The sequence below is a fragment of the Sinobaca sp. TMA16-18 genome, from assembly GCF_059510535.1.
Genome location: NZ_JCAKFM010000012.1, coordinates 26976 through 53021 on the forward strand (window position 1 = coordinate 26976; position 26046 = coordinate 53021).

General features: G+C 42.0%; 29 protein-coding genes. 22 read left to right on the forward strand and 7 right to left on the reverse strand.

Annotated features, from left to right (window positions below):
* The first annotated feature begins 31 nt into the window (after positions 1-31).
* Both AC5W14_RS15845 and AC5W14_RS15850 read left to right on the forward strand, forming a co-directional pair.
* Positions 32-217, forward strand: coding sequence for a hypothetical protein (locus AC5W14_RS15845; RefSeq protein ID WP_496058457.1), 186 nt, complete (start codon positions 32-34; stop codon positions 215-217).
* Between the two features lie 189 nt (positions 218-406).
* Complete coding sequence (locus AC5W14_RS15850) at positions 407-1213, forward strand: SurA N-terminal domain-containing protein (protein ID WP_496058456.1); 807 nt, start codon at positions 407-409, stop codon at positions 1211-1213.
* A gap of 51 nt (positions 1214-1264) precedes the next feature.
* Here AC5W14_RS15850 and AC5W14_RS15855 read toward each other — a convergent pair whose 3' ends face one another.
* From AC5W14_RS15855 to AC5W14_RS15865, 3 genes are all read right to left on the reverse strand, one after another.
* Positions 1265-1888 (reverse strand): CHRD domain-containing protein, encoded by a 624-nt coding sequence (locus tag AC5W14_RS15855; protein WP_496058455.1) that lies wholly within the window; start codon positions 1886-1888, stop codon positions 1265-1267.
* A gap of 168 nt (positions 1889-2056) precedes the next feature.
* On the reverse strand, positions 2057-2365 hold the full coding sequence (locus AC5W14_RS15860) for a hypothetical protein (protein ID WP_496058454.1): 309 nt from the start codon (positions 2363-2365) through the stop codon (positions 2057-2059).
* A gap of 118 nt (positions 2366-2483) precedes the next feature.
* Positions 2484-2804: a hypothetical protein gene (locus AC5W14_RS15865; RefSeq protein WP_496194976.1), complete on the reverse strand. Its 321-nt coding sequence runs from the start codon at positions 2802-2804 to the stop codon at positions 2484-2486.
* 156 nt (positions 2805-2960) lie between these two features.
* Here AC5W14_RS15865 and AC5W14_RS15870 point away from each other — a divergent pair, with 156 nt between their 5' ends.
* The 5 genes from AC5W14_RS15870 (at position 2961) to AC5W14_RS15890 (ending at position 9124) form a co-directional block, all read left to right on the forward strand.
* Complete coding sequence (locus AC5W14_RS15870) at positions 2961-3983, forward strand: zinc-dependent alcohol dehydrogenase family protein (protein WP_496194977.1); 1023 nt, start codon at positions 2961-2963, stop codon at positions 3981-3983.
* Between the two features lie 21 nt (positions 3984-4004).
* Positions 4005-5072 (forward strand): aldo/keto reductase, encoded by a 1068-nt coding sequence (locus AC5W14_RS15875; RefSeq protein ID WP_496194978.1) that lies wholly within the window; start codon positions 4005-4007, stop codon positions 5070-5072.
* A gap of 328 nt (positions 5073-5400) precedes the next feature.
* Positions 5401-6306, forward strand: coding sequence for a universal stress protein (locus tag AC5W14_RS15880; RefSeq protein ID WP_496058450.1), 906 nt, complete (start codon positions 5401-5403; stop codon positions 6304-6306).
* Between the two features lie 261 nt (positions 6307-6567).
* Positions 6568-7881 carry a hemolysin family protein gene (locus AC5W14_RS15885; protein WP_496194979.1) on the forward strand — a complete coding sequence of 438 codons (1314 nt, stop codon included), beginning with the start codon at positions 6568-6570 and terminating at the stop codon, positions 7879-7881.
* A gap of 139 nt (positions 7882-8020) precedes the next feature.
* Complete coding sequence (locus AC5W14_RS15890; protein ID WP_496058448.1) at positions 8021-9124, forward strand: CapA family protein; 1104 nt, start codon at positions 8021-8023, stop codon at positions 9122-9124.
* Positions 9125-9358: 234 nt separating this feature from the next.
* Here the strand turns inward: AC5W14_RS15890 and AC5W14_RS15895 are convergent, their stop codons facing one another.
* Entirely contained in the window at positions 9359-9574 is a 216-nt protein-coding gene (locus AC5W14_RS15895; RefSeq protein WP_496194980.1) for a DUF6366 family protein, read from the reverse strand.
* A 177-nt stretch (positions 9575-9751) separates the two neighbouring features.
* Here AC5W14_RS15895 and AC5W14_RS15900 point away from each other — a divergent pair, with 177 nt between their 5' ends.
* From AC5W14_RS15900 to AC5W14_RS15920, 5 genes are all read left to right on the forward strand, one after another.
* Positions 9752-10030, forward strand: a complete 279-nt coding sequence (locus AC5W14_RS15900; protein ID WP_496194993.1) for a SunI/YnzG family protein — start codon at positions 9752-9754, stop codon at positions 10028-10030.
* 75 nt (positions 10031-10105) lie between these two features.
* Positions 10106-10780: an AIM24 family protein gene (locus tag AC5W14_RS15905; RefSeq protein WP_496058445.1), complete on the forward strand. Its 675-nt coding sequence runs from the start codon at positions 10106-10108 to the stop codon at positions 10778-10780.
* Between the two features lie 410 nt (positions 10781-11190).
* The gene (locus tag AC5W14_RS15910; protein ID WP_496058444.1) at positions 11191-11916 is read left to right on the forward strand and encodes an ABC transporter ATP-binding protein; all 726 of its coding nucleotides are present in this window, start codon (positions 11191-11193) and stop codon (positions 11914-11916) included.
* A complete protein-coding gene (locus AC5W14_RS15915; RefSeq protein WP_496194994.1) occupies positions 11916-12701 on the forward strand; it encodes an ABC transporter permease in 786 nt (261 codons plus the stop codon). The genes AC5W14_RS15910 and AC5W14_RS15915 overlap by 1 nt, the downstream gene beginning before the upstream one ends.
* Positions 12659-13003, forward strand: a complete 345-nt coding sequence (locus AC5W14_RS15920; protein ID WP_496194981.1) for an ABC transporter permease — start codon at positions 12659-12661, stop codon at positions 13001-13003. Before AC5W14_RS15915 ends, AC5W14_RS15920 begins: the two co-directional genes overlap by 43 nt.
* A 179-nt stretch (positions 13004-13182) precedes the next feature.
* Here AC5W14_RS15920 and AC5W14_RS15925 read toward each other — a convergent pair whose 3' ends face one another.
* The gene (locus AC5W14_RS15925; protein WP_496058443.1) at positions 13183-13701 is read right to left on the reverse strand and encodes a hypothetical protein; all 519 of its coding nucleotides are present in this window, start codon (positions 13699-13701) and stop codon (positions 13183-13185) included.
* A gap of 177 nt (positions 13702-13878) precedes the next feature.
* Here AC5W14_RS15925 and AC5W14_RS15930 point away from each other — a divergent pair, with 177 nt between their 5' ends.
* From AC5W14_RS15930 to AC5W14_RS15960, 7 genes are all read left to right on the forward strand, one after another.
* Positions 13879-14172 (forward strand): hypothetical protein, encoded by a 294-nt coding sequence (locus AC5W14_RS15930; protein ID WP_496058442.1) that lies wholly within the window; start codon positions 13879-13881, stop codon positions 14170-14172.
* A gap of 140 nt (positions 14173-14312) precedes the next feature.
* Positions 14313-14576 carry a hypothetical protein gene (locus AC5W14_RS15935; RefSeq protein ID WP_496058441.1) on the forward strand — a complete coding sequence of 88 codons (264 nt, stop codon included), beginning with the start codon at positions 14313-14315 and terminating at the stop codon, positions 14574-14576.
* 162 nt (positions 14577-14738) lie between these two features.
* The gene (locus AC5W14_RS15940; RefSeq protein WP_496058440.1) at positions 14739-15887 is read left to right on the forward strand and encodes an ROK family transcriptional regulator; all 1149 of its coding nucleotides are present in this window, start codon (positions 14739-14741) and stop codon (positions 15885-15887) included.
* A gap of 88 nt (positions 15888-15975) precedes the next feature.
* Positions 15976-17280 (forward strand): extracellular solute-binding protein, encoded by a 1305-nt coding sequence (locus AC5W14_RS15945; protein WP_496194982.1) that lies wholly within the window; start codon positions 15976-15978, stop codon positions 17278-17280.
* Positions 17277-18218 carry a carbohydrate ABC transporter permease gene (locus AC5W14_RS15950; protein ID WP_496058438.1) on the forward strand — a complete coding sequence of 314 codons (942 nt, stop codon included), beginning with the start codon at positions 17277-17279 and terminating at the stop codon, positions 18216-18218. Before AC5W14_RS15945 ends, AC5W14_RS15950 begins: the two co-directional genes overlap by 4 nt.
* Positions 18215-19057, forward strand: a complete 843-nt coding sequence (locus AC5W14_RS15955; protein ID WP_496194983.1) for a carbohydrate ABC transporter permease — start codon at positions 18215-18217, stop codon at positions 19055-19057. Before AC5W14_RS15950 ends, AC5W14_RS15955 begins: the two co-directional genes overlap by 4 nt.
* A gap of 29 nt (positions 19058-19086) precedes the next feature.
* Positions 19087-22194: an alpha-mannosidase gene (locus AC5W14_RS15960; RefSeq protein ID WP_496194984.1), complete on the forward strand. Its 3108-nt coding sequence runs from the start codon at positions 19087-19089 to the stop codon at positions 22192-22194.
* Between the two features lie 236 nt (positions 22195-22430).
* Here the strand turns inward: AC5W14_RS15960 and AC5W14_RS15965 are convergent, their stop codons facing one another.
* Complete coding sequence (locus tag AC5W14_RS15965) at positions 22431-23384, reverse strand: arsenic resistance protein (protein WP_496194995.1); 954 nt, start codon at positions 23382-23384, stop codon at positions 22431-22433.
* Positions 23385-23565: 181 nt separating this feature from the next.
* On the opposite strand from AC5W14_RS15965, the gene AC5W14_RS15970 reads away from it, so the two are divergent.
* A complete protein-coding gene (locus tag AC5W14_RS15970) occupies positions 23566-24099 on the forward strand; it encodes a dihydrofolate reductase family protein (protein ID WP_496058435.1) in 534 nt (177 codons plus the stop codon).
* Between the two features lie 16 nt (positions 24100-24115).
* Here AC5W14_RS15970 and AC5W14_RS15975 read toward each other — a convergent pair whose 3' ends face one another.
* Complete coding sequence (locus tag AC5W14_RS15975; protein ID WP_496058434.1) at positions 24116-24670, reverse strand: putative glycolipid-binding domain-containing protein; 555 nt, start codon at positions 24668-24670, stop codon at positions 24116-24118.
* 134 nt (positions 24671-24804) lie between these two features.
* Between AC5W14_RS15975 and AC5W14_RS15980 the strand changes: the two genes are divergently transcribed.
* Both AC5W14_RS15980 and AC5W14_RS15985 read left to right on the forward strand, forming a co-directional pair.
* Complete coding sequence (locus AC5W14_RS15980; RefSeq protein ID WP_496058433.1) at positions 24805-25359, forward strand: GNAT family N-acetyltransferase; 555 nt, start codon at positions 24805-24807, stop codon at positions 25357-25359.
* A gap of 149 nt (positions 25360-25508) precedes the next feature.
* On the forward strand, positions 25509-26036 hold the full coding sequence (locus tag AC5W14_RS15985) for a TetR/AcrR family transcriptional regulator (RefSeq protein WP_496058432.1): 528 nt from the start codon (positions 25509-25511) through the stop codon (positions 26034-26036).
* Positions 26037-26046 lie beyond the last annotated feature (10 nt).

The following is a 26046-nucleotide window of genomic DNA, read 5'->3' on the forward strand; positions in this document are numbered from 1 at the left end:
GCGATAATGGATGAAAAGAAAGGACTTGCAAATGGGAAACAATACAGTTAAACATTTCATGATGAATATCCCCCGTCAGAACACAGGTGAACGCAGCCCCGGGCATACCGTTGAGATTGAACAGGAATGGCTTGATGTGATGCAGGAATTAATTGAAGATGGGATGACAAAAGAAATGTTTCAGCGTTTCATTCTGGATTTTAAAAAAAATAAGTAATGTCGAAGTCTCTTCTGTCCTGCAGAAGGGGCTTTTTTGCTTTCATAGAACCAGGAAGTGTGCTTGACTTTACTACCCGGGCTGTTAAAGCATATACCAGACAGGTGAAAAAAATACAGCTCTGACACAGTCTCAACATAAAGGAATGTCACACTCCGTGTGAGACTGATTAATAAAGGGGATATACACATGAGTAAAAAATGGATACTTACGGCATTTGCAGCCGTTTCATTATCATTAATTACAGCCTGCGGCGGAGAGTCTGAAGAAGAAGCCGGCTCAGAAAATGAAGAGGCTGCCCAGGAAGAACAGGCAGCGGAAAACGGCGAAGAGGCAGAGCAGACTGAGCAGCCGGAACAACCGGAACAACCGGAACCTAATTTAGATGATGTACCAGACGTTGTAGCTGAGGTAAACGGAGAAGAAGTGACAAAAGACGAATTTGAAGTGGCTTATACTTCAGCACTATCTATGTATTCCATGCAGGGCATGAACCTCGAAGAGCAGGATGAAAACGGGGAAATGGAAGCCGAAATGAAACAAGCGGCGGCCGATCAGCTCGTTGGACAGGAACTGCTCATTCAGGAAGCAGATGAGCGGGAATACAGCACAGACGAACAGGAAGTTGATGATTTAATTGCCGAGCAGAAAGAGCAGTTTGAATCAGAAGACCAGTACCAGCAGGCTTTAGAGGAACAAGGGTATACGGAAGATGAATTCCGTGCCGAGGTCGAACAGTCCATTAAAGTGGAACAGTTAATTGAAGAGGAATCACAGGATCTGGAAGTGACGGATGAAGAGATAGATGAAGCTGTCGCACAGGCTGAAGAACAACAGGCTGCTATGGCGGAACAGGGCGGCGAGGAAGCACCTGAAATGCCGGAACCTGACCGTGAACAGGTAGAAGAGCAGTTAGTGACACAAAAACAGGGAGAACGTGCCCAGGAGCTCATAGACGAGCTTCGTGAAGACGGAGATGTAACCGTCCATATTTAATCTTATACAGAAAAAAGGAAAGAGCAGATTGCTGCTCTTTCCTTTTTTGCATTATGCCTGTTTTTTTCTACGGATAAATAGTGCAACAGCCCCGCCGGCTAAAGCCGTCATACTCGCAAGGAAAGCGGTCATCCAGCCATCGTTACCGGTGCCGCCCATTCCTGTCTGCGGCATTTCCTCCGGCATCATCGCTGCGTCCTGCGCCTCTTCGTTAAGCTGGCCGCGAAGTTCACCGTCCGGGTAGTCTTCTGTGTGCAGATTAGCATAAATTTCTCCAGCTACAAGCCCCATGGACACTTCCTCCCATGTCATATCGCCAACTAGGTCATCTTCAGTCAGCGTACCGGCTGCTACCTCGCCGTTATAATCCATTGGTTCGTCATTTTCAAATAATAACAGTTCAACAGGTCCATCCTCTCCTTGAGCACCGCTGTGGAGGTGCCCGGCTGCCGCGTCATCCAGATGTTCGGCATGTATTGAATACATTAGTGAATCCCCATCTTCGCTTACTTCAAAATGGGCCTGACCCATTGCATCGCTTTCTACATTCATTGTTTCTTCATCAGGTGTTAATTCGACCATGAATTCCCGGCCCTCGTGATCAGCGGCAGCAGTTCCTGCAAAAGCAGTAAAAGCAAATACGGATGTTAATGGAAGTACAATTCTTTTCTTCATTTGTTCGTTCCCCTTTCGATTTTAAAAGAATAAAATGATCGATTCATATAGGGAACGAATCTAGTGAACAATTGGATCACTATTAAACAGAATTTTTTAAATCAGCAAAATATATCAAGAACTGGATATAAAAAAAGAAACCATCCGCAATGGACGGTTCCTGGTAAATTATACGTCGGGAGAACCTAGTTTCTCATGCATGTAAGACTGAATGTCTGTAAAGCTGTCTATATGAAAAGAACGCTTCGGCATGTCTGCATTCATATTCGCAATCGATGATATATCAGCGACATTTATTTCTGCCGGTTCTTTCAGCACTTCCACCTTTACACTGCTTTCTCCGGTGTACTCTTTTACATGGTCAAATGCATTGCTGATATTATCAAAATGATCTTTGGCCGGCTCAAACTCGTAAAAGTACCAGCTGTGTTCCTCATTAGTGTTCGTATTCGTGATCTCAAGTCTATATTTCGCCATGTTCATACCCCTTTTCAATAGATTAGTAAAAAAACAGTATAACAAAGAGAACGCTTCCTTTTCATCTCTCAGCTTTCTTTATTTTTAAGGAAATTCCGGGGTTTCAAATAAATAGAATTCAAATGAGAATAAAAAATCGGATTATAGTGACTGCGAAAATGATACTAAGCAGTATTGCCAGCAGAATAGTATTTCTCTTCTGAGCGGAAGTTCCCGCTTTCGCCAGCTGCGCACGGTCCTGTTTAATAAAACGTTTTGCTGTAAGGAAAGATCCGATATGAAAACCGGCGGCTAACCCAATGAGGTGTGGAAGAGGGGGGATCGATACGAGCCATAAAGAGGTCAGCATAATCGCAGAAAGACTCATAAACAGCGGCATCCAGACATAATACTTTCGTTTTTCTTCAGCAGTGAACGTAGAAGAAGAGGACTGGGTCATAGTAAACTCCTAACATAAAAGATAAATTGCAGTCATGTAAGCGTATAATAATACCGGTTTTTTTTAAAGGCCTGTTTATCAGCAAATAATGCTTTCGTTTCAACTGCCTTCCAAGTTGGGAATATGGAAAGGGTAACAACAAAGAGGAGGCAGACTATGACAGAATCTACAAATCGTGCGTTTCGGCTGCAGCAGTCCGGAAGCATTAATCAACTAAAAATGACGGAAGAAAGCCTTCCTGAAATAAGCCGCAACGAAGTACTCGTTCGTGTAAAAGCGACATCGCTGAACTATCGTGATTTAGCATTAGTTGAAGGGAACTATCCCGGTACGTTGAACGAGAATACGGTTCAGCTGTCCGACGGCGCCGGTGAAATTATAGAAGCCGGACCGGATGTGCGCCGTTTTAAAGCGGGTGACCGTGTAGCAGGTAACTTTACAAGAGAGTGGTTCAGCGGGAAACGAATGCCCGGCTATATAGAACCATACGGGTCCCATAGTGACGGCTGGCTGATGGACTACAAAGCGATTCATCCGGAAGAGCTTGTTAAACTGCCGGATCACCTGACTTATGAGCAGGGGGCGGCACTTCCATGTGCAGCCGTAACGGCATGGAATGCCTTGAACGGCCCTTCTCCGCTTGATCCTGGAGACACAGTGCTGACACTCGGAACCGGCGGCGTGTCCGTTTTTACGGTTCAACTGGCCAAAGCCCTGGGAATACAGGTCGTGTCCACGACCTCCAGCAGTTGGAAAGAAGAAAAACTGCAGGAAATGGGGTCTGATCATATTATTAACTATACCGATACGCCTGAATGGGGAAAGAAAGTAAAAGAAATGATACCAGGCGGCGTAAACCGTGTCGTCGAAGTCGTGGGGTCAGCTACGTTTCCGCAGTCTATTCAATCTGTGGCCCCGGGAGATGAAATAGCACTCATCGGTGTATTGAGTAAAACAGGCGATAATATTGATTATTACGATTTATTTGGAAAAGCATCGACAAGAACGATTATGGTCGGCAGCCGTGATATGTTTGAAGCCATGAATAAAGTCATCACTGCCCACAAGCTAAAGCCGGTTATTGATACCGTCTATCCATTCGAACAGGCACAGGAAGCGTACCATCACCTAAAAAGCCAGAATTTCTTTGGGAAGATAGTTATTTCCCACGAAAAATAAAACGATCGATGGAGGAATAATATGGAATACATTACATTAGGAAAATCTGGGCTGCGCGTTCCGAAATATATATTGGGAACCGTGCCTTTCAGCGGCACGAATGGGTTTGAAGCCACCGGAAATATTAAAGAAGAAGAAGCAAGGCGAATGGTGGATATCTCGCTGGAAGCCGGCATTAATGCCTTTGATACAGCAAATCTGTATTCGAAAGGAGATGCGGAGCGGGTGCTCGGCGCGGCGATTAAAGGACGCCGGAAAGATGTTGTCCTTACTTCTAAAACGGGTTTTCATTTTGAAGATAACCCGAACGCACGCGGCGCATCGAGAATAAATCTGGAAGCATCTATTGACCAATCCCTGCAGCGTCTGGGAACGGATTACCTGGACCTTTATTTCGTACATCTCTGGGACGGACAAACGCCGATAGAAGAAACGGTTCAGGCAATGACGGACCTGGTGAAATCCGGGAAAATCAGGTACTGGGGTGTTTCCAATTACAGCGGCTGGGCGTTGGCGAAAACGGTCACCTATGCGGAACAGGCAGGGCTTATTCCGCCGGTCTGCCAGCAGATATACTACAGTCCGGAAGCCAGGGAAGCCGAATATGAACTGCTTCCGGCCGGCAGTGAACTCGGCGTAGGTTCGATGATCTGGAGTCCGCTCGGGGAAGGCCTGCTTAATGGTAAGATCAGCCGTCACCAAGAAGCTCCCAAAAACACAAGACAGGGAGAAGGCTGGCCGGAGCCGTGGGTTATGGATCAGGAACGGTTGTATAACGTGATTGATACCCTGCAGGAAGCAGCTGACCATCATAATGCGAGCGTGCCGCAGATTGCTCTTTCCTGGGTAAGGGATCGGCCCAATGTCGGTCCGATCGTTATTGCTGCTAGAAACGAAAAGCAGCTGCGCGAAAATATCGCTTCTTTCGACATTGTGCTGTCCAAAGAAGAAGCAGAAAAAATTGAAGCAGCCGCGCGGCCGGCCCCGATATATCCATTGTGGCACCGCGCGATGAGTGCTTTTGAACAGGCGTCGCCTTCCGAAAAAACGTATCTGGAAGGATATAAAAAAACCCTGGGCATTGAATAGCAGCAAAAGAAAAAGACAAAAACCATATATTTTAATAAAAAAGCTTGTACAGGGCTCGTTTTCCATAGGGCGAGACGCCGTCTATATCTTTACCTATGGCTGTTTATTTCTTTATTCCATGTGTTCTCTTGAAAAGGAAACGGTGGAATGCATAGATAAACTAGACAAAACGATTTCCAGACAATCCAGACAAAGCCTTGAAGGACATCTTCAGGGCTTTTTTGCTGTGCCCATAAAAATAGGCTTCCGGTGTGAGACACATCACATTGAAAAAGCACTATTCTTATTATAATAGGAGTAACAAATATGGGTAAAGCTGGTGAGAAAGGTGGAACGATATAAACGAATTCTGGTTGCAACAGACGGTTCAAGCCAGGCGGAGACGGCTCTAAAACGTGCAATTTATTTAGCAGCTCAGTACGACAGCCGGCTGCACATCTGCCACGTAGTGGAAAGCAAAGAATACAGCAGGGTACCTGTCTACCGCGAAGAAATGAAACAGGCTGCTGTGGAAACTGGATTGGACATTTTAAGGGAAAGCGAAAAACAGGCAGAAGCCGCCGGTCTGAAAAATATAATAACGATCATGAAACAGGGGGTCTCCCCACATAAAAAGATAGCAAAAGAAATACTGCCGCTGTACAGCGTGGATCTCGCAGTAACAGGCGCCTCCGGCCTGGGTCCTTTGGAAAGTTATGTACTTGGAAGCGTTTCAGCCGGTCTCGTGCACCATGCCGACTGCGATGTACTGGTCGTCAAAAATAAAGAGACAGCTAAAAAATATCAGCGCATTCTTATCGCCATAGATGAATCATCGATGGCTGTTAATGCATTCACAGCAGGTCTGGACCTCGCGGAGAAACATGGAGCGGATATAACAGCAGTGCATGTGCTTCATACCCCTTTAGTGCATTCTCTCGAGCAGCTTCAAGAAAATATTCAGGATGTGTACATGAGAAACGGGGAACTGCTGCTGGAAAAGTATAAGCAGCTGGCGGCTGCTAAAGGAGTAGAAGATATGACGATTACGCTGGAATATGGTTCCCCGAAGCATATTATTCCGAAAGAATTGGCTCCGCGCTTTCAAGCGGACCTGATAATTGCCGGTGCTCTTGGAGCCGGGGAAGAAAGAGGAATCCGCCTCGGAAGTGTTTCAGAAGGCATCGTCCGCAGAGCCGGCTGCGATATCCTGGTCGTCCGTCCAAGGTTTATCATGCCCCTTGAAAACCAGTGACATTATAATGTCATACAATATTTACAAACGTTTATCTTTCTTTTTCCTATAGATGTGGTATATTTAATCTACTTTATGAAAAGGCAGGGATTGGCTGACATGTAAAATATCCTCGAATAACAGTACGTTCGAAGATTATGTGTTTTCTCTTTTTCCATAAAAAGAGGCTGGCTCCTGCATCGGAGATAAACTGATTCATCCCGCCGGGGACGGAACCGGTGGAAAAAATACGGAGGTGAATCCCTTTTTTAAAGGGACTATTTGGACATTATACTGATTATGAATTTGTTGTTAGTGGTTATATTGATAGGTTTGACCGCCTTTTTTGTAGGCTCGGAATTTGCAGTGGTTAAAGTACGGATGTCGCGGCTGGATCAGCTCGTTGCCGAAGGAAATAAGAAAGCAGACAAGGCTAAAAAAGTAGCGGAAAAGCTCGACTATTATTTGTCAGCCTGTCAGCTTGGCATTACCGTAACGGCCCTTGGACTCGGTTGGCTTGGGAAGCCGACTGTAGAACGTCTGCTGTACCCTTTATTTGACAGCCTGGGAACTGCACAGGCATTGGCTACGATCATTTCTTTTATCATCGCCTTTTCTGTTGTGACCTTCCTGCACGTGGTAATTGGAGAGCTGGCACCGAAAACGCTGGCGATTCAATACGCTGAGAAGATGACACTCCTGCTCGCTCCGCCGCTGTATTGGTTTGGTAAGCTGATGTTCCCATTTATCTGGACGTTAAACGGTTCAGCACGCTTGTTTCTGCGCATGTTTGGAGTGGAACCGGCAGGCCATGATCAGGCCCACTCGGAAGAAGAGCTTAAAATTATTATGACCCAGAGCTTTCAGAGCGGGGAAATTAACAAAACGGAACTGCAGTATATGGAAAATATATTTGCATTTGATGAACGTTCCGCCCGGGATATTATGATTCCCCGAACCGACATGAACACGCTTCGGGTTGATATGAATCAGGAAGAAATGCTGGAAATTTTTCATGAACACGAGCACACCCGTTATCCGGTAACCAAAGATGGTGACAAAGATAATGTGATCGGCTTTGTAAACGTCAAGAAAATCCTAATTGATTATGTAGCAGGACGGCGTATTATTTTGAAAGATTACATGCAGAGCCTCCCGGTCATGCCGGAGCACGCTGCTATACAGGACGTACTTGTGCATATGAAAAAAGAACGGGTACACATGGCCCTGCTTCTTGATGAATACGGAGGAAGTGCCGGCCTTGTAACCATGGAAGATATATTAGAAGAAATTGTCGGTGAAATCCGCGACGAATTTGATACAGAAGAAGTTTCCGATATCCAAAAAGTCGAAGAAGGACTGTACCATATTAATGGGCGGACCCTGCTGGATGATATTGAAAAGCAGCTGGGTATAACTTTTTCGAATGAAGAAGATATTGACACTATCGGCGGCTGGCTTCAAATGAACAATATACCGCTCGAACCGAATAAAGTCGTGGAGCGGGACGGAAGACGATGGAAAATACTGGACACAGACCATCATCAAATTAAGCAGGTCTCCCTGCAGTTTGGCAGTACGCAGCAAGTTATATAATAAAGAAGTTCCCGTTATGCATCCGCATGACGGGGCTTTTTTGTGTTGAAAATAATGGATAAGCTAATTTATTGTTAGAATATTAGTAATATTATGGTATATTTATTATACAACTACCATTTAAATAAAGGGGGATGTCATGCGCTTAGTGACTGTTGGGTGTATTGGTGCTGTTATTTTGGTTTCGGGCTGTGCGAATGAGGAAGTACAGGAGGAGGATCAGGAGACGAGTATTGCTCAGGAGGAGCAGGTGCAGGCAGAAACAAATGAAACCTCTATTATTACGATCGGAGCTGCCGGAGATGTGCTGCTGCATGGCAGGGTGTATGAAAGAATGGAAGAAAACGGCGAATATGATTTTACGCCGGCTTTGGAGAACGTTACTCCGCTGCTGGAAGAACCAGACTTTACGATCATCAATCAGGAATCCATTCCCGGGGGAGAAGAAATGGGGTTATCAACGTATCCGTCTTTTAACAGTCCATACGCTATTGTAGATGCACTGCAGGAAGCAGGAGTGGATATGGTTTCAGGTGCTAACAATCATACAATGGACCGGGGGATGGAAGCGATCCATAACGCAACCAGCTATTATGAAGAAGCCGGAATGGATTATGTGGGCGTATATAAAGATGAGGAAGACGCCGCGGCACCGAGAATTGTGTCGGTGGATGGTATTGATATAGGCATGCTTTCCTATACTTATGGGTTGAACGGTTATACCGTGCCAGATGGCCATGAGTATGCCGTGCAGGTGATTGACCAGGAAGTGATACAAGAAGATGTCAGCGAAATAAAAGACGAGGTGGATGTTCTAATGGTGAATATGCACTGGGGAGCCGAATACGAAAGACTGCCTAATGACGAGCAGAAAGAATTAGCTGCCTTTCTTGCAGATGAAGGAGTAGATGTAGTCATCGGCCATCACCCGCATGTGCTGCAGCCGATGGAATGGGTCGAAGGAGAAGATGGGCAGGAGATGCTCGTCTATTATTCTCTCGGCAATTTCTATTCCGGGCAGAACTTTGAATATACAGATACCGGCGGTGTCGCGACCTTCCAAGTAGAAAAAGCGGAAGACGAGGTAGTCATATCAGAGCCGAATATGGAGTTTACCCAGGTCATAGAGGGGCCCGAAGATAAATTTATTGTCGTGCCGATGGCGGAAACAGAACATCCGCCCGTTGGAGGCGAAACGGAGCAGGAGCTGCGGGACCACGTCTACCAGTGGATAGATGAATAAATAGTGTGGGTGATTTTTTATTTGTTATGGATTAAAGAAACCCTACGGTTGTAAAAATAGGTAAAACTATAATGAATAGGCAGAGTAACGGACATACCAATAAGGGTGTGTACTATGTTTTCCTGAAAAAGAGCCAATACTATAAATAGGAAAGCTGTTAGCTGGATAACAGCTTTTTTATTTTATCGGGATTATTTATTAAGAATGGCACCTTTGCAGGACTGCCGATATTTTTCAATAAAAAATGCTGTAAAGCAAAAAGCCAACAATGATAACCACAAGTAAAAAAGCGGTACTTTTCCACCCCGGGCTGTTCGCCACCCTGCCGAATCCGCCGACCTGCGTGTGATCGGATGCATCCTTGAAATTCCCACCCGCATTTCCCGTTCTTTCTTTATGCTTCAATTCTTCCCGCTGGTGCTCTGGTTTTTTTGCAGAGATTATTCTCACCCTTTTAGTCAGTATAGTCTAATAGATAAACAAGATCTTTGGTTAGAAGGATAACGTAAAGTAGAGGGAAATGTAAATGGATTACCAAACAGATAATGGATGAATTATGATAGTTTTGGATTTATACTGTAAAATATGGTAATTTATAAGGGGAACAAGCAGGAAAGGGTGTCTGTTATGATGGGGATCAGCGTCAGCAAAAAAGACAGCGATTTAGTGATTAAGTGGCAGTTGTCCAAAACGACTATTCCGATTCATGAAATCACATCCATCACACAAGATGATACGTATGGCGGTGAAAACAAAGAAGCGGTGCGCATCGGTACGCCGTATGGAACAACAGACCGATTGGTTATTCACACAGAAAAGCGGACCTATCTCCTCTTTACGACAAATATTCATTCTATTTCAAAAAAAGTAGAGGATTATAGTGGCATGAGGATGCATACAACATAAATTACATAGTGATTGTAAATCATTCAGGCCGGGAGCATGCGTATCCGATTTTAACTATTTAAAGGAGCGGACAGGATGAACAGCTATTCGATAGATGAATTCATAAATAAAACACAGCCTAAATCGAGGCCGACAGAGGTATTTGGCATGCAGTCGGAGCGGGTATTGGAAGTAAATCTGGCAGGTGATGTCTGGGCGAAAATTGGTGCGATGGCCGGTTATACCGGTAATATAGTATTTGAGCGGGAACGGGCATTTGAGCACGGCATGGAGCGGGCACTCAAAAAAACATTCACTGCAGAAGGCCAGGATCTGATGAAAGCCTCAGGGCGCGGGCGTCTATTCTTGGCAGATCAGGGGAAACGTATTACGATTCTGGATTTAAACAACCAGCGTCTAACTGTAAATGGAAATGATCTGCTCGCATTTGAACCGTCTGTGGAATGGAACATTGAAATGATGAAAAAAGCCGCCGGGATGATGTCAAGCGGGCTGTTTAATATTACGCTGCACGGCCAGGGGAAAATTGCGATTACTACGTATTTTGAGCCAATGACGCTCCCGGTCTATGAAGGTGAACCGGTATATACTGATCCATCTGCTACGGTCGCATGGTCCGGCAATGTAAAACCGGAATTCCATACTGATATGAACTACCGCACTTTTCTCGGAAGAGGCAGCGGGGAATCCATTCAAATGAAATTTGCAGGAGATGGATTTGTGATTATCCAGCCGGGAGGAACTAAGTGATACGGAATATTTTGGTCTATTTACTTGTTTTTATCGTAGTGTATATTATTGTTAGTTACTTTTTTTAATGAGTTAAAAATCATGTTTTAGGGTTACCTCTGTCAGATTTTCCTTCTATGATAATGATGCCGCACTGCCGGCGCTCCATTCATTATGATGTAGAAGGTTTTTTTATTATCTATTTGTATAAAAGATCCATTTTATACTTGAATTACCAAACTAAGAATGTATAATCTAAATACTNATGATAATGATGCCGCACTGCCGGCGCTCCATTCATTATGATGTAGAAGGTTTTTTTATTATCTATTTGTATAAAAGATCCATTTTATACTTGAATTACCAAACTAAGAATGTATAATCTAAATACTATCTATAATAGATTCTATTTTTATATACGGAGGCAGCGCATGAAAAATGTTATTGCTTATTTAAAAGGGGCATATAAGTCATTTGATAAGCAAAATGTTTTGAGTGATATCAATCTTAATCTGGAAGAAGGTTCTATATTAGGACTTATTGGACCAAGCGGATCGGGAAAAACGACGTTAATAAGATGTTGGATTGGCATAGAGCGTTTGGATAAGGGAGAAGCATCTTTATTTAATAGGCGAGTCCCCAACCGTCAAGTATTAAATAGGATTGGCTATATGGGTCAGAATACTGCCCTATATGAAGGATTAAGCGCGCGCGAAAACCTCATATTTTTTGGCAATCTAATGGGGCTGTCAGGTGAGAAATTAGAAGCCTCCATTTCTGAGAAGATGAAACTTGTTCAGTTGGAAGAGAAAATCAATACAATCGTCTCTACTTTTTCAAGCGGAATGAAACGACGGTTATCCCTGGCGGTGACCCTTCTATCTGATCCGGATATTATCATTTTAGATGAGCCTACAGTAGGAATTGATCCTGTATTAAAAGTTGATGTGTGGACGCAGTTAAAAGTCCTATCAAACCAAGGCAAATCGATTATTATGACTACGCATATTATGGATGAAGCCGAAAAGTGTGATTATGTAGGATTGATTATCGAGGGCCGGCTGTTTGCAATAGGCACGCCAGAAGAGTTAAAAACAAAGTTTAATGCAGATTCTATCGAAGACGTATTCATAAAAGCGGAGGTGAGTAAGAAATAATAAGATACAGAGCTATAAGTATAAGAGTGGTTAAAGAGTTGTTAAGAGACAAGCGTACACTCGCACTTATGTTTTTGGCTCCGCTTATTGTATCTACCTTAATGTATTTGATCTTTGATACGAGCAATGAAACTAATCTTGTTGTAGGATTTGAAGACGATGTTCCGCAGAGTATTATCAATGCCCTGCCTTCTGACGAGGTTCATATTCACACGTACGACGATAGTGTGACCAAAAAAGATGTCATTGAAGAGAATCAATTAGACGTTTTTATTGGAATGAATGAGTCCACATTGGTAGTGACATATCCAAATGAAGATCCGGGTAAGACGGCCGCTGCCAAGCAGGTATTAAACAGTGCAATTCAAGAAATGAAGGTAAAAGAATTATCGGAAACGGGTCAGCAGGTACCGCCTAATACCGAACGGACTGTTCCAGAGAACGAGTTGAATATTGATAATAATTATTTATATGGAAATGTAAACAGCACATTTTTTGATAAAATTTTCCCCATACTAATTGGATTTTTTGTTTTCTTCTTTGTTTTTCTTATTTCAGGCATCGCTTTGTTAAGAGAACGAACCAAAGGAACTCTGGAACGATTGTTAGCGACGTCTGTTAGACGGAATGAAATAGTATTTGGTTATTTAACGGGCTACGGAGTATTCGCTGTTCTACAAACTCTAATTATAGTTTTTTATTCTATCTATTTACTCCAAATAGAAATAGCAGGAAATATTTTGTGGGTGCTGTTAATCAATATCCTGCTTGCACTGGCAGCTTAACGATAGGGATATTCATATCAACGTTTGCTAATTCAGAATTTCAAATGGTACAGTTTATTCCACTGGTGGTGATACCACAGATTTTTTTCTCAGGAATTATTCCTTTGGATAATCTTGCAGACTGGATCAGTGTCATTGGCTATTTGCTCCCACTGAGATACGCAGGAGATGCTCTTACAAATATCATCATTAAGGGGCAGGGTTTTGAATATATATGGTTTGATGCAAGTATCTTATTTCTGTTTATTGTTGGTTTTACTACGTTGAATATTATTGGATTAAAAAGGTATCGAAAAGTATAAATGAACAGCCCGAAGAAGGAACTGTCCTAAAGACAACTCCTTCTTTTTATTTCAATAATAGTTTATAATTGGGAAAGTAAACAGGGTGATCACGATGAGTGAATTCTGCTGTCCCTAAGACGGTGGACGACAAAAAAAGCAGCACATATGAATATGCGCTGCCGCAGAAGAAGCAAAATTTAGATATCTTCCCATACGATAGAAGTGGAGGTTATTTTTTCCACATCTACTTTAACGTCATTTCCATTATTTAGTGATAAATTCCGGTAGGACAATAAAGCCGGAGGAAGGTTGTGTTTTTTTAGATACACAGCTGGGTCAAATATGAGCTCAATGCTTAAAGGAACGTGGTGATCATACACAAACCTCCCTTGTCTTTTTTTTATTTTTTTATCATCTGCGCCAGTAATATCTTCTATTATTTTACCGTTTGTTCTCGTACTTATCACGGTATCGATGGCTACTTTTACTTCATTGTCTTTTTCTTCGATATCTTTAATAGAGAACTGGTCGGTTAATGTGTCATATAGGAATGCAGTTACTTTGGATTCCTCATGTGTATTAATAAGAAAGCTTGTCTGCACGCCTTCTAATGAATTATCCGGAAAAATTTCTTTTAAATACCGTTCCAGTAAATTAGCTAACTTTACTTCTCCTTCATAGTTACTGATGAATTTTGATAATGAGGTCTGTGTCATAGAAAAACTCCCTTTTTATAATAATGGTGTATTTTTCAAAAACTGCTTTACAGGTTTTCTTTATCGTGAACTTATATCATTATTACTAGTACTATTAACATATTCGTGGTTTGGTAAACATCGGTTAGGCGGAGAGTAAGAAATGAAAGAAAACAAGACATAGGCGGGGAGGCCGTTATGATAGAACACTATACAAAAAAAGGAAAAGCAAATGTATGGAAAGGAAGAGAAGCAGTGGGCGGGACGTTATACGCAACTCCGGATCAACTTGTTCATGTTCCCCACAAAATAAATATACAAAAGGAAGTACATAAGGTAGACCTGTTACAGATAGATTATGTTACGCTGTCGAATTCTTTATTTTTTGTGCCTAATGGGCTGTCCATTCATCTTAAAGACGGCAGTAAAGTGAAGTACGTGCTTGACGGACGGACGAGCTGGAAAGAAGAAATAGAGTACCGCATGCGGTAAATAAACCCGCAAAAAACCCTCCCATCTCAAGATGATATTTATTCTTGGATTGAAGGGTTTTTATATGGCATGACGACTGATTATTTATTAAGAATGGAAATGAAACCGGGTGGAACTTATTCGATGAAGGAGAGCTTTGTATGGAAAATGTCATTATAGTTCTTTTGTTTGCAGTTATTATTTACTTGTTAACCCGTATGAATACGTTAGAAAGGCGTATAAAACAGATGCAGAGTATATTAAATAGAGTTGGCGAGAAAGTAGGAATTTCTGAAGATCCATTGGATGATGAACTGCGCCGTTTGATAAAAGAAGGAAATGACATTAAAGCGATAAAAACAGCCAGAGAAAAATTGGGACTATCTTTAATCGAAGGAAAACAATATATTGATAATCTTAAATAATAAAACCCTGTTCAATCCAGCAATGCATACATGAAAGAAAATGATTTCCAAAATAAGAAAACAAAAATACATTGACTTAAATTAATGTAAGCGCTATCATTAATGTACTTATTAAAACAATTTTAAGAATAGGTGGAAGCCGTGACTATAACTAACGCAAATATGATGAAAACAGCGAATCGAATTAGAATTTTTGAACTGCTGCATCAAAATGAAATGCCAATGACGCAGCAGGAAATGGCAAAAAAAACAGGCCTGACTGTTGCTTCAATAGGAAATATTTTAATAGACCTTGAAAAAGCCCAGCTTTTGCAGGAAGCTGGACAGGCTGTTTCCAATGGGGGGCGTAAGCCTACACTATATACATTGGATAACGAATGGCATTATTTAGTTGGTGTAAGTATATCCGTTAAAGAAGTGATTTTCGTCATTACTACGTTAAAGGGGGAGATAATATATCAGGGAGAGAATACTTTTTCGTTATCTGAGAATCCCAACATTGTTTTAAAGAGGGTAATTCACCAGATTAAAAAGGTAATTGAAGATCCGAAGTTTACATTTTCTAATATGATTGGGCTTGGTATAAGTTCACCAGGACCTATAAATGCAAAAGAAGGAATTATTTTGTCACCGCCGCATCTTCCATTATGGAAAAATATAGATGTTGTATCTGTTTTTAAAGAACAATTTCAAACGACTGTGAGTTTGGAAAAAGATGCAAACTGCATGTTGTTAGGTGAGTGGCATTACGGAAGAGCGAGAAAATCTGACCATGTTCTCTATTTTATGATTGATTTTGGAATTGGAAGCAGCTATATGATAAACAGTCGTCTTATACGAGGTTCTACGCACTTAGCAGGAGAAGTAGGATTTAATGGCCAAAGGTCATGGCATAAAGATAACATAACAGGAAAACCTTTATACTCTATACTGCCTATCATAGAAGAGACAAATGAAAAAATACATCAGGGCTTTGAAACATCTCTGCCGGCTCATATAAAGACTATAGAAGAAATTTTAAAGGAATATGCAAAGGAAGATGCATTAGCAGTGCGCATCATAAATGAAAGCATTGAAGACGTTGGGCAGGCTATTGCAGACAAGGTGAATTTCCTAAATCCAGAGCTTGTAGTGATTGGAGGGAGGTTAATTACTGCTTTACCGGACTTTTCCACTAAAGCTCAAGAGGTAATTAAAGGTTGTATATATACCGAAATGGCTAACGCTGTTACGTTCATTCCTTCTTCGTTTGGACGAGAAGCAGAAGCAGTGGGAGCGTCTGCTTTAATGATAAAACGGGTTCTGCATTAAGTAAGTGCAGACCTTCCTTTTTAGAAACATATTAAAATCATTTTAAAAAGTGAAGATAAAGCAATATGTTAAGTAGGAGGCGGAATAAATGAAAAAAACTATGCCTTTAGGACTTTCTTTTTTTCTATTATTGAGTGTGACCGGATGCAGTATTGGTAATTCTGAAGCAGAAGAACAAAGTACATTAACCTGGTCTACTACAGCCGGATATTCGCCGGAAGCGCCATCTGCAGCAACTGGAGAATATATTACCGGCCAGATAGAAGAGTTTAATAATACGAACCCAGATATGGACATACAAATTAGTCTTCAATCAAGTAACACCGATGAAGCGATGGCTAGGCTCCTCGAACAAGCAAACACAGGACGGGCACCGGACATGGCAGCTATTGATGGATATATGCTCGAACGTTATATGGAATATCTTCAGCCGTTAGATGAAATGATGGAGGAGCGAGGGATAGATCCAGACGATTTTTTACCCTTTGCGGAAGAAGTAATTCGCGGTGACGACGGCAAGATTTATGGTTTGTATATGAGTACCGATACAAGAATGCTTTACTATGATGCAGAGGTTATTGAGGAACCACCTGTTACCTGGGACGAAGTAATCGAAGTGTCAAATGAGATCCAAACGCAGGGTTATCAGGGTCTGGTGCTTCCGGTTGGTATTGGGGAAGGTACATCTGTTACCTCGTTATGGCCTATTTTTTGGTCCCAGGGCGGAGAATTGGTGGATGAGAATGGAAGACCTGTTTTTGGAGAAGGAAAAAATAGAGAGGCGATGATCCGTACATTTGAAACGCTTGATCAAGCACAAGAAGAAGGAGCTATAGCAAAACGCATGGCAAGCGCTGGAGTAGAAAATGATGCCAATGGAGAAGTGGCAGCTGGTAATACAGCTATGTTTCTGGGAGGCAGCTGGCAGGCAGCTACGATCCAAGAAATATTAGGAGATGATTTTGATAATTGGGAAGTAACTTCTCTTCCTATACTAAATGAAGCAGATGCCCCTGTTTCAAGTGCAGGTGGCTGGACATGGGGAATTTTTGCAGAGGATTCGGAGAAGCAGGAAGCGGCTTTTGATTTTCTGGTTGATTCGTTTATTAGTGAAGAAGGCATGGGGGAATTTACATCCATTCAAGGATCTCTGCCGGCAAGGGAGTCTGTATATGATTCTGAATACTATGAAGCAGGGCCGTTCAGCGATGAGTTTCTAGCCTCATTAGAAACAGAAGCGGAGGTACGTCCCGGAGCTGCAAGATACAATGAAATATCAGTTCAGCTCCAAACCGCAATTTCCCAGGTGATTTCAGGAAGCAAAGAGCCGGAGCAGGCAGTCGATGACGCGTGGGAAATTGTAACATTCGGAGAGGAGAGGGCTGAAGAATGAATGTAAACGAAAAAGCATTAGATCGTCAGCAAACGAAAAAAGTAGCAACACAAAAGCAAAAGTTTTCAGATACTCCCTACCCATGGCTGATTCCTTTGTTAATCGTCCTGATTGCTGTTTTCGTATATCCCATTTTTCAAATTATTCATTTAAGCTTCACGAACGCAAATATGATTCAGCTCGGATATAACTATACGATTGAGTCTTATCTTCGTCTTTTTACTCTTCCAGGTTTTCTGCCGATGATTGGGACTACTGCTTTTTTTGTTTTCTTCAGTGTTATTTTTCAGTTGGTGGCAGGATTTATTGTAGCATTGTTGATCGTTCAGGGAGAAAAGATGAAAATAAGAGGAACGGTTATTGTCCGCACATCCGTACTGGTAGCATGGGCGATTCCTGGTGTTGTCATTGGCGTTATTTGGGGCATGCTATATAACGAAACGGATGCTGGAATTATTAATTATGCGTTAAGCACTATAGGACTTGGTCCTATCTCCTTTTTATCAGACCCAACGATGGCTCTCTTGTCGGTGACGCTCGCAAATATTTGGAGAGGAACAGCGTTCAGCATGATTTTAATGTACGCAGGATTGAAAACGGTTTCAAAAGATGTGTTGGAAGCGGCTATTATAGATGGGGCTAATGCCTGGCAGAGAATGAAAAGTGTTATTCTTCCAGCTATTGCGCCTATTATCCTGGTTAATCTTATTATTATATCTATTGATACGTTCAATACGTTTGATATGGTGATGGCATTGACTGGAGGAGGGCCCGGTAACAGCACTGAAGTTATTGCATTAAGTATATATACAGCTATTTTTAGAGAGTTCAATTTAGGAGAAGGAGCAGCTACGGCTGTCGTGCTGCTGATCATCAATGTGGGGATGACAATGGTTTATTTAAAAGTACTCGGGCGAAAGGGTGTGGTGGAATCATGACAAACTTACAAAAAGCAAAATGGACAAGAATTGGTTTGTATATAAGCTTTGTTTTAGTCGTGCTGGGGTTTTTGTTTCCATTATTATGGGTACTTTCCCTCTCATTGCAGACAAGGTTTGAAGTGCTTCAAGTTCCGCCAAACATTATTCCAACAAGTTTTGCTTTCGAAAATTACGTAGAAGTGCTTGATACGGCGCCGGTTCTTCAATATTTATGGAATTCCTTTCGAATAGTCGTTTCAACCGTGATTCTGACCCTTATTATAGCGGTTCCTGCTGCTTTTGCATTATCTAGGTATAAGATGAAATTAAAAAATCACTTTATGGTTGCTATTTTAATGACGCAGATGGTTTCAGCTGTCGTTATTACTATTCCTATTTACAGACTATTTGCAAGTTGGGGCTTAATAAATCAACTTTGGCTGGTAATCATTGTTTATGTAGCAGTCGTACTTCCGTTTACTACATGGTTTTTAAAAAATTATCTGGACACCATTCCGAAAGATATGGATGAAGCGGCCATTATAGATGGATGCAGCAGATGGCAGATGCTGACAAAGGTGCTTTTTCCCGTATGTATGCCTGGAATTGTTTCTGTGGTTATCATTGTGGCCGTACAAAGCTGGTCTCAATTTGTTATTCCGTTTATTCTCATTGATGATGCCTCTTTGTACCCGGTCTCTGTCGGAGTGGTGAATCTTCAATCAACGCAGACCCAAATCACCACTCATTTGTTAGCCGCCGGAAGCATCATGTCCATTGTGCCAGTCATTATATTATTTGTGCTGCTTCAACGTTATATCGTAGGTGCACTCACAAGCGGAGCTGTAAAAGGATAATAAATATATAAATAGAAAGGATGAAATAAATGTTCTGGACAGAAGAAAAGCTTGAGCAGAGAATCAACGAATTAAAAAATTACAGGTATAAAGACATACAAATAATAGAAAGTTTCGATACAGTGGAAGAGGCGGCCAGTGAGGAAATTACTCAGTTGATGCCTAAACAGGAAACAAAAGAAATGAAGCTGGGGGACCGCTGGGAAGGTCGGGATCGTTATATATGGTTAAAAACAAAGCTGACTATTCCGAGCAGTTGGGAGCAGCACACGCCAGTCGGTGTATTTGATTTTGGAAAAACAGGCCACGGCCATAATTCAGGTTTTGAATCTTTACTTTACATCAATGGGGAAGCTGTCCAGGCGATAGATGGAAATCACAAAGAATTTTTCTTTCCAAAACATTTAATTGGTATTCCTCTCGTATTGGAATTTCGTCTTTGGTCCGGATTGGAAGGGCTTAAAGGAAACCAGGAAATACAAGAGCACCAGCTGCAGACTGCATTTACAGCCTGTTTGGATGGTATTGCTGATGATTTATACTATACAGCGGAAGCAGCGTTGGAAACCGTTAATGTATTAGACGAACGAAATATAAAAAAAGAGCGACTTCTTCAAGCGCTGAATCGTGCTTTTCAGCATATTGACTGGAGGACACCTGGCAATGGCGGTTTTTATGAGTCTCTCCAAAAGGCTAATGATCAACTGCAGCAGGATATTGACAGCTTACAGGAAACTCATCCCTTAACGGTTCAAGCTGTAGGTCATACTCATATAGATGTTGCCTGGCTTTGGCGATTAAAGCATACGAGAGAAAAAGCAGGTCGATCATTTTCTACCGTGTTAAAGCTTATGGAGCAATACCCGGAGTATGAATTTCTTCAAACTCAGCCGCAGTTATATGATTATGTAAAAAAAGATTATCCGGAGCTATTTAAACAAATGCAGGAAAAAATTGCTGAAGGCCGATGGGAGGCAGGTGGTGCGATGTGGCTTGAAGCCGACTGTAATATTCCATCCGGGGAATCCCTTACCCGCCAGCTATTATATGGCCAGCGTTTTTTGGAAAAGGAATTGGGAGTGGAGCGTTGCCGCTACTTATGGCTTCCGGATGTATTTGGTTATTCATGGGCACTGCCGCAGATTTTAAAAAAATCAGGAATCGATACATTTATTACGACAAAAATCAGCTGGAATCAATATAATCGTATGCCGCACGACAGCTTTAAATGGAGAGGAATAGACGGTACGGAAATAGTGGCCCACTTTATCACTACGCCAGATGGATCCAAAAAATACACATACAATGGAGAAATCACTGCGACTAGTATCCAGGGGATTTGGGATCAATACCGCGACCGTTCTTTTAATGATGAATTATTGCTTGCCTATGGTTACGGAGACGGCGGAGGCGGGGTAAATCGCGACATGCTGGAAAAAATTCGTCGGTTTGATAAAATGCCAGGCCTTCCTAACGTTAAAACGAGTAGAGTAGATAAGTATTTAGATGGCCTGCATGAACGGATGAATACAACGGAGCAATATATTCATACTTGGGATGGAGAGCTTTATCTGGAATATCATCGAGGGACGTATACGAGTCAGGCGCATAATAAAAAAATGAATCGCCAGGCAGAGCTTCGTTACCGCCAGGCAGAGTGGTTGGATACGCTGGTTTATTTAAAGGATGGGAATTGGTCATCTGAACGCCAGAAGAACTTTCAACAGGGCTGGAAAATTATTCTTCGTAATCAATTTCATGATATTATCCCCGGTTCCTCTATTAAAGAAGTATATGCAGACAGTGCCGCTGAATATCAAGAAGCATTTTCTTTAGTGAAAGAGAACGAGAAGCAGGCAGCAGAAGCACTAATTGGTCAAAATAATAATACAGAAGGCTTTACTATATTTAATTCAAGTTCTCATTCGAGAGACGTACTTGCAGCTTTACCTGATTCCGTATTGGGATGGGAAGATCAATCCGGCCGGCAGTTAAAACTTCAAAGGCGTCAAGATGGAATAGACATTGTACATGTGCCGGGAGTTCCTTCTCTAGGTTACAAAGTAATTTATCCATCCGACACTTCTATAATGTCTGAAGAACAATTAACACAACTTGACGGAAACATGTGGGAGACGCCATTTTACCTTATTCAATTGAATGAAAATGGTCATATTAGCAGTATATTTGATAAGGAAAACAATCGCGAAGTTATTGAACATGAGGCAAACGTTCTGGAAGTATTCGAAGACAAGCCTCTGCATTATGATGCCTGGGATATTGATATTTTTTATAAAGAGAAACGATATATTGTAGATCAGCTGGATAAAAAAGAGCTGGTGGAAAATGGACCGTTACGTGCAGTCATTGCTTTGCAGTGGTCCTATCAATCTTCCACCATTTATCAAAAAATGATCGTGTATCATCATTCCAAACGGATTGATTTCGAAACCGTAGTCGATTGGCATGAACATCAACAGCTGCTGAAAGCTGCATTTCCAGTAAAGGTACGTTCTACAAAAGCAACATATGATATCCAATACGGAAATGTCACACGGCCGACCCATTGGAATACAAGCTGGGATATGGCGATGTTTGAAACAGTCGGACATCAATGGGCTGACCTCTCAGAAAGAGATTATGGGGTAAGTCTTATGAATGACTGTAAGTACGGATATGATATTAAAGACCATATTATGAAACTGACACTGCTTAAATCAGCTATAGAGCCCGATGCTATGCAGGATCAGGGAAAACACTCGTTTACCTACAGTTTATTTCCCCATAAAGGAGATTGGTATGAAGGAAGAACAGTCCAGGAAGCTATGGACTTGAATTTACCTGCTTATGTTGCTAAAGGAGAAGCGAATTCCAGTGAATACAGCTTCCTGTCTACCAATGCTTCCAATGTAACAGTTGATGCAGTAAAGCAGGCAGAGGAAGATTCAGAAATCATCGTTAGGATACATGAACACGGTGGAGCACGGAGAGAGGTTACGTTTACGAGCGATCAGCATTTTTCCACGTGTACGGAGTGTAATCTTCTCGAAGAACCGGAAAGAGAGTTAACAGGCGGTTCCACGCTTTCTCTACATTTTGAGCCATATGAGATAAAAACACTCAAGTTGAGTATATGATTTAAATATTACTAAACTTTATTATTAGATAGCTATTAGACAAGAGTTCCACATGCGAACTCTTGTCTTTTTAATTACTGTTCCATCTTTCTGCGCATAAAATTTCTGTTGAGGGTGAACAGAGCAGCGTGCGCTATTACAGTTCTACAAAAATATATGCACCTAATACAAATATAGAGCCAACTCACAGATGAGTGGGCTCTTTTCTTTATAGTTTAAACTCAAAATTATTTTCTTTAAATCGAGGCACGCCGTAGAAGGAGAAGAATCTGGGAGACCACGGCCAGCACCGGTAATTCGATCAGCGGGCCAATAACGAGGACAAGTGCGATTAAAGGCTGATCCGGAAAGGCGGTTACAGCAACAGCGAGGGCTGCCGGCGAATTCCGGGCTAATGTTGATAAGTGCAGACTGACGGTGTCTTCGTACGAAAAGCGCAGCCACTTTCCGGCCAGCCGGGCTGCGAAGAAGTTAATCACATAGAACAAGAAAAGCGGAATCAGCAGAAGATAGATAACCCCCAGGTTATTTAATAATACTGTGCCTTGAGAGGCAAACATAGCCAGAATGGCTAAAGCGAGAAACAGTCCCTGGGCTTTGGAGAAAAACGGAACGAGCCGCTGTTCCAGAATAAACTTTTTTCTTTTGAATATGTATCTTGTCACATACGCTAGAGTAAAAGGCAGGACTAATACGAGCAAAATGCTGGTGCCAATTGCAGAAAGATCAATGCCTTCAACCGTACCGGCGAATAAAAAAAGATAAACCGGCAGTAATAAAAGCTGCAGCATCAGGTTAACCGGCAGAATAGAAGCCGATAACGGCACATTTCCTCTGGCAATGGAGGTAAAAATCAAATACCAGTCTGTGCAGGGAGTCACCATCAGAATAAGAAATCCCAGCCACAGCGCCGGATGCTCAGATAAAAACACTGCTCCAAGACCAAACACCAACACAGGCGTCCATATAAAATTGATGGCGGCACTTATGCTGAAAAATCGAATGTGTGTAAAGGCTTTCTGCAGGTGCCGAAGAGGAATAGTTAAAAATAATCCGTACAGCATGCAAAATAGAAACGGGAGTACAAACAAATCGGCATGTGCTTCAATAAACCGCAATTGACCGAGTACCAATCCCGTGCCAATAGCGGATAAGAGAATGACCGTCTGCCATTTTTCAATAGTCTTCAGAATGATCATCTCCATTTCTCGGGATTGGAATTCGAATAAACAAAATAAGCATGCTAGAAGTATTTTAGCATGCTTATTTATAAAATTGAAACAAGCTAGATCGGATGCACCCGGCAGAACATGATAAACTATTTACAAGTTTTATCTGTGATTTAAAAACATAATTAAGGGGGAGAATGGTATGAGTGAGAGCCGGCAGGTAGTGTTATTTATTGCGGCAAGTCTGGACGGGTATATTGCGACCGAAGAGGATAAGCTGGATTGGCTGTTCGACGTAGAAGGAGAGGGCGACAACGGCATCGCTGACTTTTATCAAACGATCGATACGGTGTTGATGGGAAGAAGGTCATATGAGTGGATAAATGATACCGGTAATATGAGTGAATACCCGTACCAGGATAGAGATAACATCGTATTTACGAGCACGGAAATGGAAGACAATACTTATACCCGGTTTGTAAATGCGGATCCGGTAAGCGTAGTACAGGAGCTGAAGAACAAACCCGGTAAACATATCTGGCTGCTGGGGGGAGGACAGTTAATCCATTCTTTTATCGAAAAACAACTGATTGATCAAATCATTTTAACGATTGCTCCCACCCTGATTGGAGCCGGCATTCCTCTTTTCAGCCAAGGAGACTATCGCGTAAATCTTTCGCTGAAAGAAGTAAAAACGTTTAACCAGTTTGTTCAGCTGTATTATAAAGTACTCTAAATCACATTGGACGCAGCTAATACCGTCTGGTGAACAACCCGGGATATTCAGTCACATAGCCGTTCTCGTCGACCGAGATAAAGGAAGCAAACTCTCTGTGTTGGAAGTGAAACACTCTATCTTCGCCTTCGCGTTCAATATACGTGTAGATTTGTTTTACTTTCTGTACGTCCAGGGAGGGAACAGAGATATAGATCATCTCTATCTCTCTTTTTTGGCCGGGATCCCATGTGTACCGTTTGATAGGAAGCGAATTGGAAAAAGGTGTGACGGATATATCGATATCGATGGCTCCGTTTAAATGCTCCAGTACAGTTCCGTGATGATCATACCATACACCGTTTCCTGTAGACGTAAGGTGCAGGTTCGGCCCATTTTTGTCTTTAATATGAACACTGTTGGTTTTCCACGAGTTGTCGAGGATCACTTGGTACCATATTTGTACGGGGAATCCGGTTTCCAGGGAAATAACCGTGCTTTCCACTTGAATCATGTGTTCTGTTCTGGAAACATATAAATATTCGCAGCCGAATGTTTCTATATTTTCCCAGACCATTTCATTCGGAAACATTACACACCCTCCTTATTTAATTTTAGGTCACAAAATGATAGGTTCATTAAGTTTACTATTAAAAGGAACGATAGAGTAGAATTTTGTATGTAAAAAAGCAGACTGACATATAACGACTCGGGAGTGGAGGCATTATGAGAGTATTTCCAACTATAGAAACAAAACGCTTGAGGTTAAGGGAAGTAACAACGGAGGATGCTTCCGATATGTTTGCCTATCTATCGGATGAAAAAGTAGTGCAGCAGATGGGAATGAAGCCATACCTATCGACTGACAGTGTGAATGGGGAAATCAACTGGTATACAGCGATTCGGGAAAAAAGTACCGGGATTAGGTGGGGAATCACGCTGAAACAGGCGGATACTGTGATAGGCAGCTGTGGATTTTTAAATAGGGAACTTAAACATAGGCGGGCAGAAATCGGGTACGAACTGCATCCAGCGTATTGGAGACAAGGAATCGCAAGTGAGGCAATTGAAGCTATAGTGCGGTATGGGTATCATCATTTGCAGCTTGAACGAATCGAAGCCATCATCGATCCTCTCAACAAGCCGTCGCAGAAAGTTCTGGAAAAGCAAGGGTTTAGAAGAGAGGGCCTGTTAAGGCACTATGAATACAACTTTGGTGCATTCCATGACGTCTACATGTATGCAGCCATTAAAGGTGATGGCGGGTTAACCCATCTCTAATTTAAATAAGCAAAAGTTCAATGAATACTATGGTGGAATAGACTCATAATGTATATTTAAAAATTTCTAAGAGCAAAAACTTGCCTGCAGGTTATGGGTATGATAATTTAATAGAGTGATCGTTATATCTAATATAAAAGGAGGCGCTTATGAGCCGGAAACGGGAGGACCTGCTTGTTCATGCAGAGAAATTATTTTATCAGCATGGCTTTCATGCGATAGGGCTGAAAGCTGTCGTTCAGGACGCAGGAGTAGCGCTGATGACGTTATATAACCATTTTGATTCCAAAGAAGATTTGATTTTGGAGATTTTAAATAGAAGGGAAAAAATGTATTTTTCTCTACTTGCCGATGCTGTGCGTAACGAAGAAGGATCAGTCGAACAAAGGCTGGCTTTTGGTCATATACAGTGGTTAAAAAACAGTGCTTCCAACGGCTGTATGTTTCTGCGGGCAAAAGAGGAGTTTTCGGGCACGCCTGACCATATGCTTGTCAAAAACGTTCTTGCCCACAAAGAAAGAATGATTCAGTTTTTTGAATCTCACGGCTTGACGAGAATAAACGCCATTCAATTGGCTTTACTGCTCGAAGGAAGTACATCGTTAGCTGAAACGCTGAGTGCTGACGACATTGAAAAAACGCTGAATGGATTGATCCAACATATAAAAAAACAGTAGATAGTCTGTT

Excerpts from the sequence above, each read along its gene's own strand:
- AC5W14_RS15845 (WP_496058457.1), top strand. The coding sequence starts at position 32 with ATGGGAAACAATACAGTTAAACATTTCATGATGAATATCCCCCGTCAG.
- AC5W14_RS15850 (WP_496058456.1), top strand. The coding sequence starts at position 407 with ATGAGTAAAAAATGGATACTTACGGCATTTGCAGCCGTTTCATTATCA.
- AC5W14_RS15855 (WP_496058455.1), bottom strand. The coding sequence starts at position 1,888 with ATGAAGAAAAGAATTGTACTTCCATTAACATCCGTATTTGCTTTTACT.
- AC5W14_RS15860 (WP_496058454.1), bottom strand. The coding sequence starts at position 2,365 with ATGGCGAAATATAGACTTGAGATCACGAATACGAACACTAATGAGGAA.
- AC5W14_RS15865 (WP_496194976.1), bottom strand. The coding sequence starts at position 2,804 with ATGACCCAGTCCTCTTCTTCTACGTTCACTGCTGAAGAAAAACGAAAG.
- AC5W14_RS15870 (WP_496194977.1), top strand. The coding sequence starts at position 2,961 with ATGACAGAATCTACAAATCGTGCGTTTCGGCTGCAGCAGTCCGGAAGC.
- AC5W14_RS15875 (WP_496194978.1), top strand. The coding sequence starts at position 4,005 with ATGGAATACATTACATTAGGAAAATCTGGGCTGCGCGTTCCGAAATAT.
- AC5W14_RS15890 (WP_496058448.1), top strand. The coding sequence starts at position 8,021 with ATGCGCTTAGTGACTGTTGGGTGTATTGGTGCTGTTATTTTGGTTTCG.
- AC5W14_RS15900 (WP_496194993.1), top strand. The coding sequence starts at position 9,752 with ATGATGGGGATCAGCGTCAGCAAAAAAGACAGCGATTTAGTGATTAAG.
- AC5W14_RS15905 (WP_496058445.1), top strand. The coding sequence starts at position 10,106 with ATGAACAGCTATTCGATAGATGAATTCATAAATAAAACACAGCCTAAA.
- AC5W14_RS15910 (WP_496058444.1), top strand. The coding sequence starts at position 11,191 with ATGAAAAATGTTATTGCTTATTTAAAAGGGGCATATAAGTCATTTGAT.
- AC5W14_RS15925 (WP_496058443.1), bottom strand. The coding sequence starts at position 13,701 with ATGACACAGACCTCATTATCAAAATTCATCAGTAACTATGAAGGAGAA.
- AC5W14_RS15930 (WP_496058442.1), top strand. The coding sequence starts at position 13,879 with ATGATAGAACACTATACAAAAAAAGGAAAAGCAAATGTATGGAAAGGA.
- AC5W14_RS15935 (WP_496058441.1), top strand. The coding sequence starts at position 14,313 with ATGGAAAATGTCATTATAGTTCTTTTGTTTGCAGTTATTATTTACTTG.
- AC5W14_RS15940 (WP_496058440.1), top strand. The coding sequence starts at position 14,739 with ATGATGAAAACAGCGAATCGAATTAGAATTTTTGAACTGCTGCATCAA.
- AC5W14_RS15945 (WP_496194982.1), top strand. The coding sequence starts at position 15,976 with ATGAAAAAAACTATGCCTTTAGGACTTTCTTTTTTTCTATTATTGAGT.
- AC5W14_RS15950 (WP_496058438.1), top strand. The coding sequence starts at position 17,277 with ATGAATGTAAACGAAAAAGCATTAGATCGTCAGCAAACGAAAAAAGTA.
- AC5W14_RS15955 (WP_496194983.1), top strand. The coding sequence starts at position 18,215 with ATGACAAACTTACAAAAAGCAAAATGGACAAGAATTGGTTTGTATATA.
- AC5W14_RS15960 (WP_496194984.1), top strand. The coding sequence starts at position 19,087 with ATGTTCTGGACAGAAGAAAAGCTTGAGCAGAGAATCAACGAATTAAAA.
- AC5W14_RS15970 (WP_496058435.1), top strand. The coding sequence starts at position 23,566 with ATGAGTGAGAGCCGGCAGGTAGTGTTATTTATTGCGGCAAGTCTGGAC.
- AC5W14_RS15975 (WP_496058434.1), bottom strand. The coding sequence starts at position 24,670 with ATGTTTCCGAATGAAATGGTCTGGGAAAATATAGAAACATTCGGCTGC.
- AC5W14_RS15980 (WP_496058433.1), top strand. The coding sequence starts at position 24,805 with ATGAGAGTATTTCCAACTATAGAAACAAAACGCTTGAGGTTAAGGGAA.
- AC5W14_RS15985 (WP_496058432.1), top strand. The coding sequence starts at position 25,509 with ATGAGCCGGAAACGGGAGGACCTGCTTGTTCATGCAGAGAAATTATTT.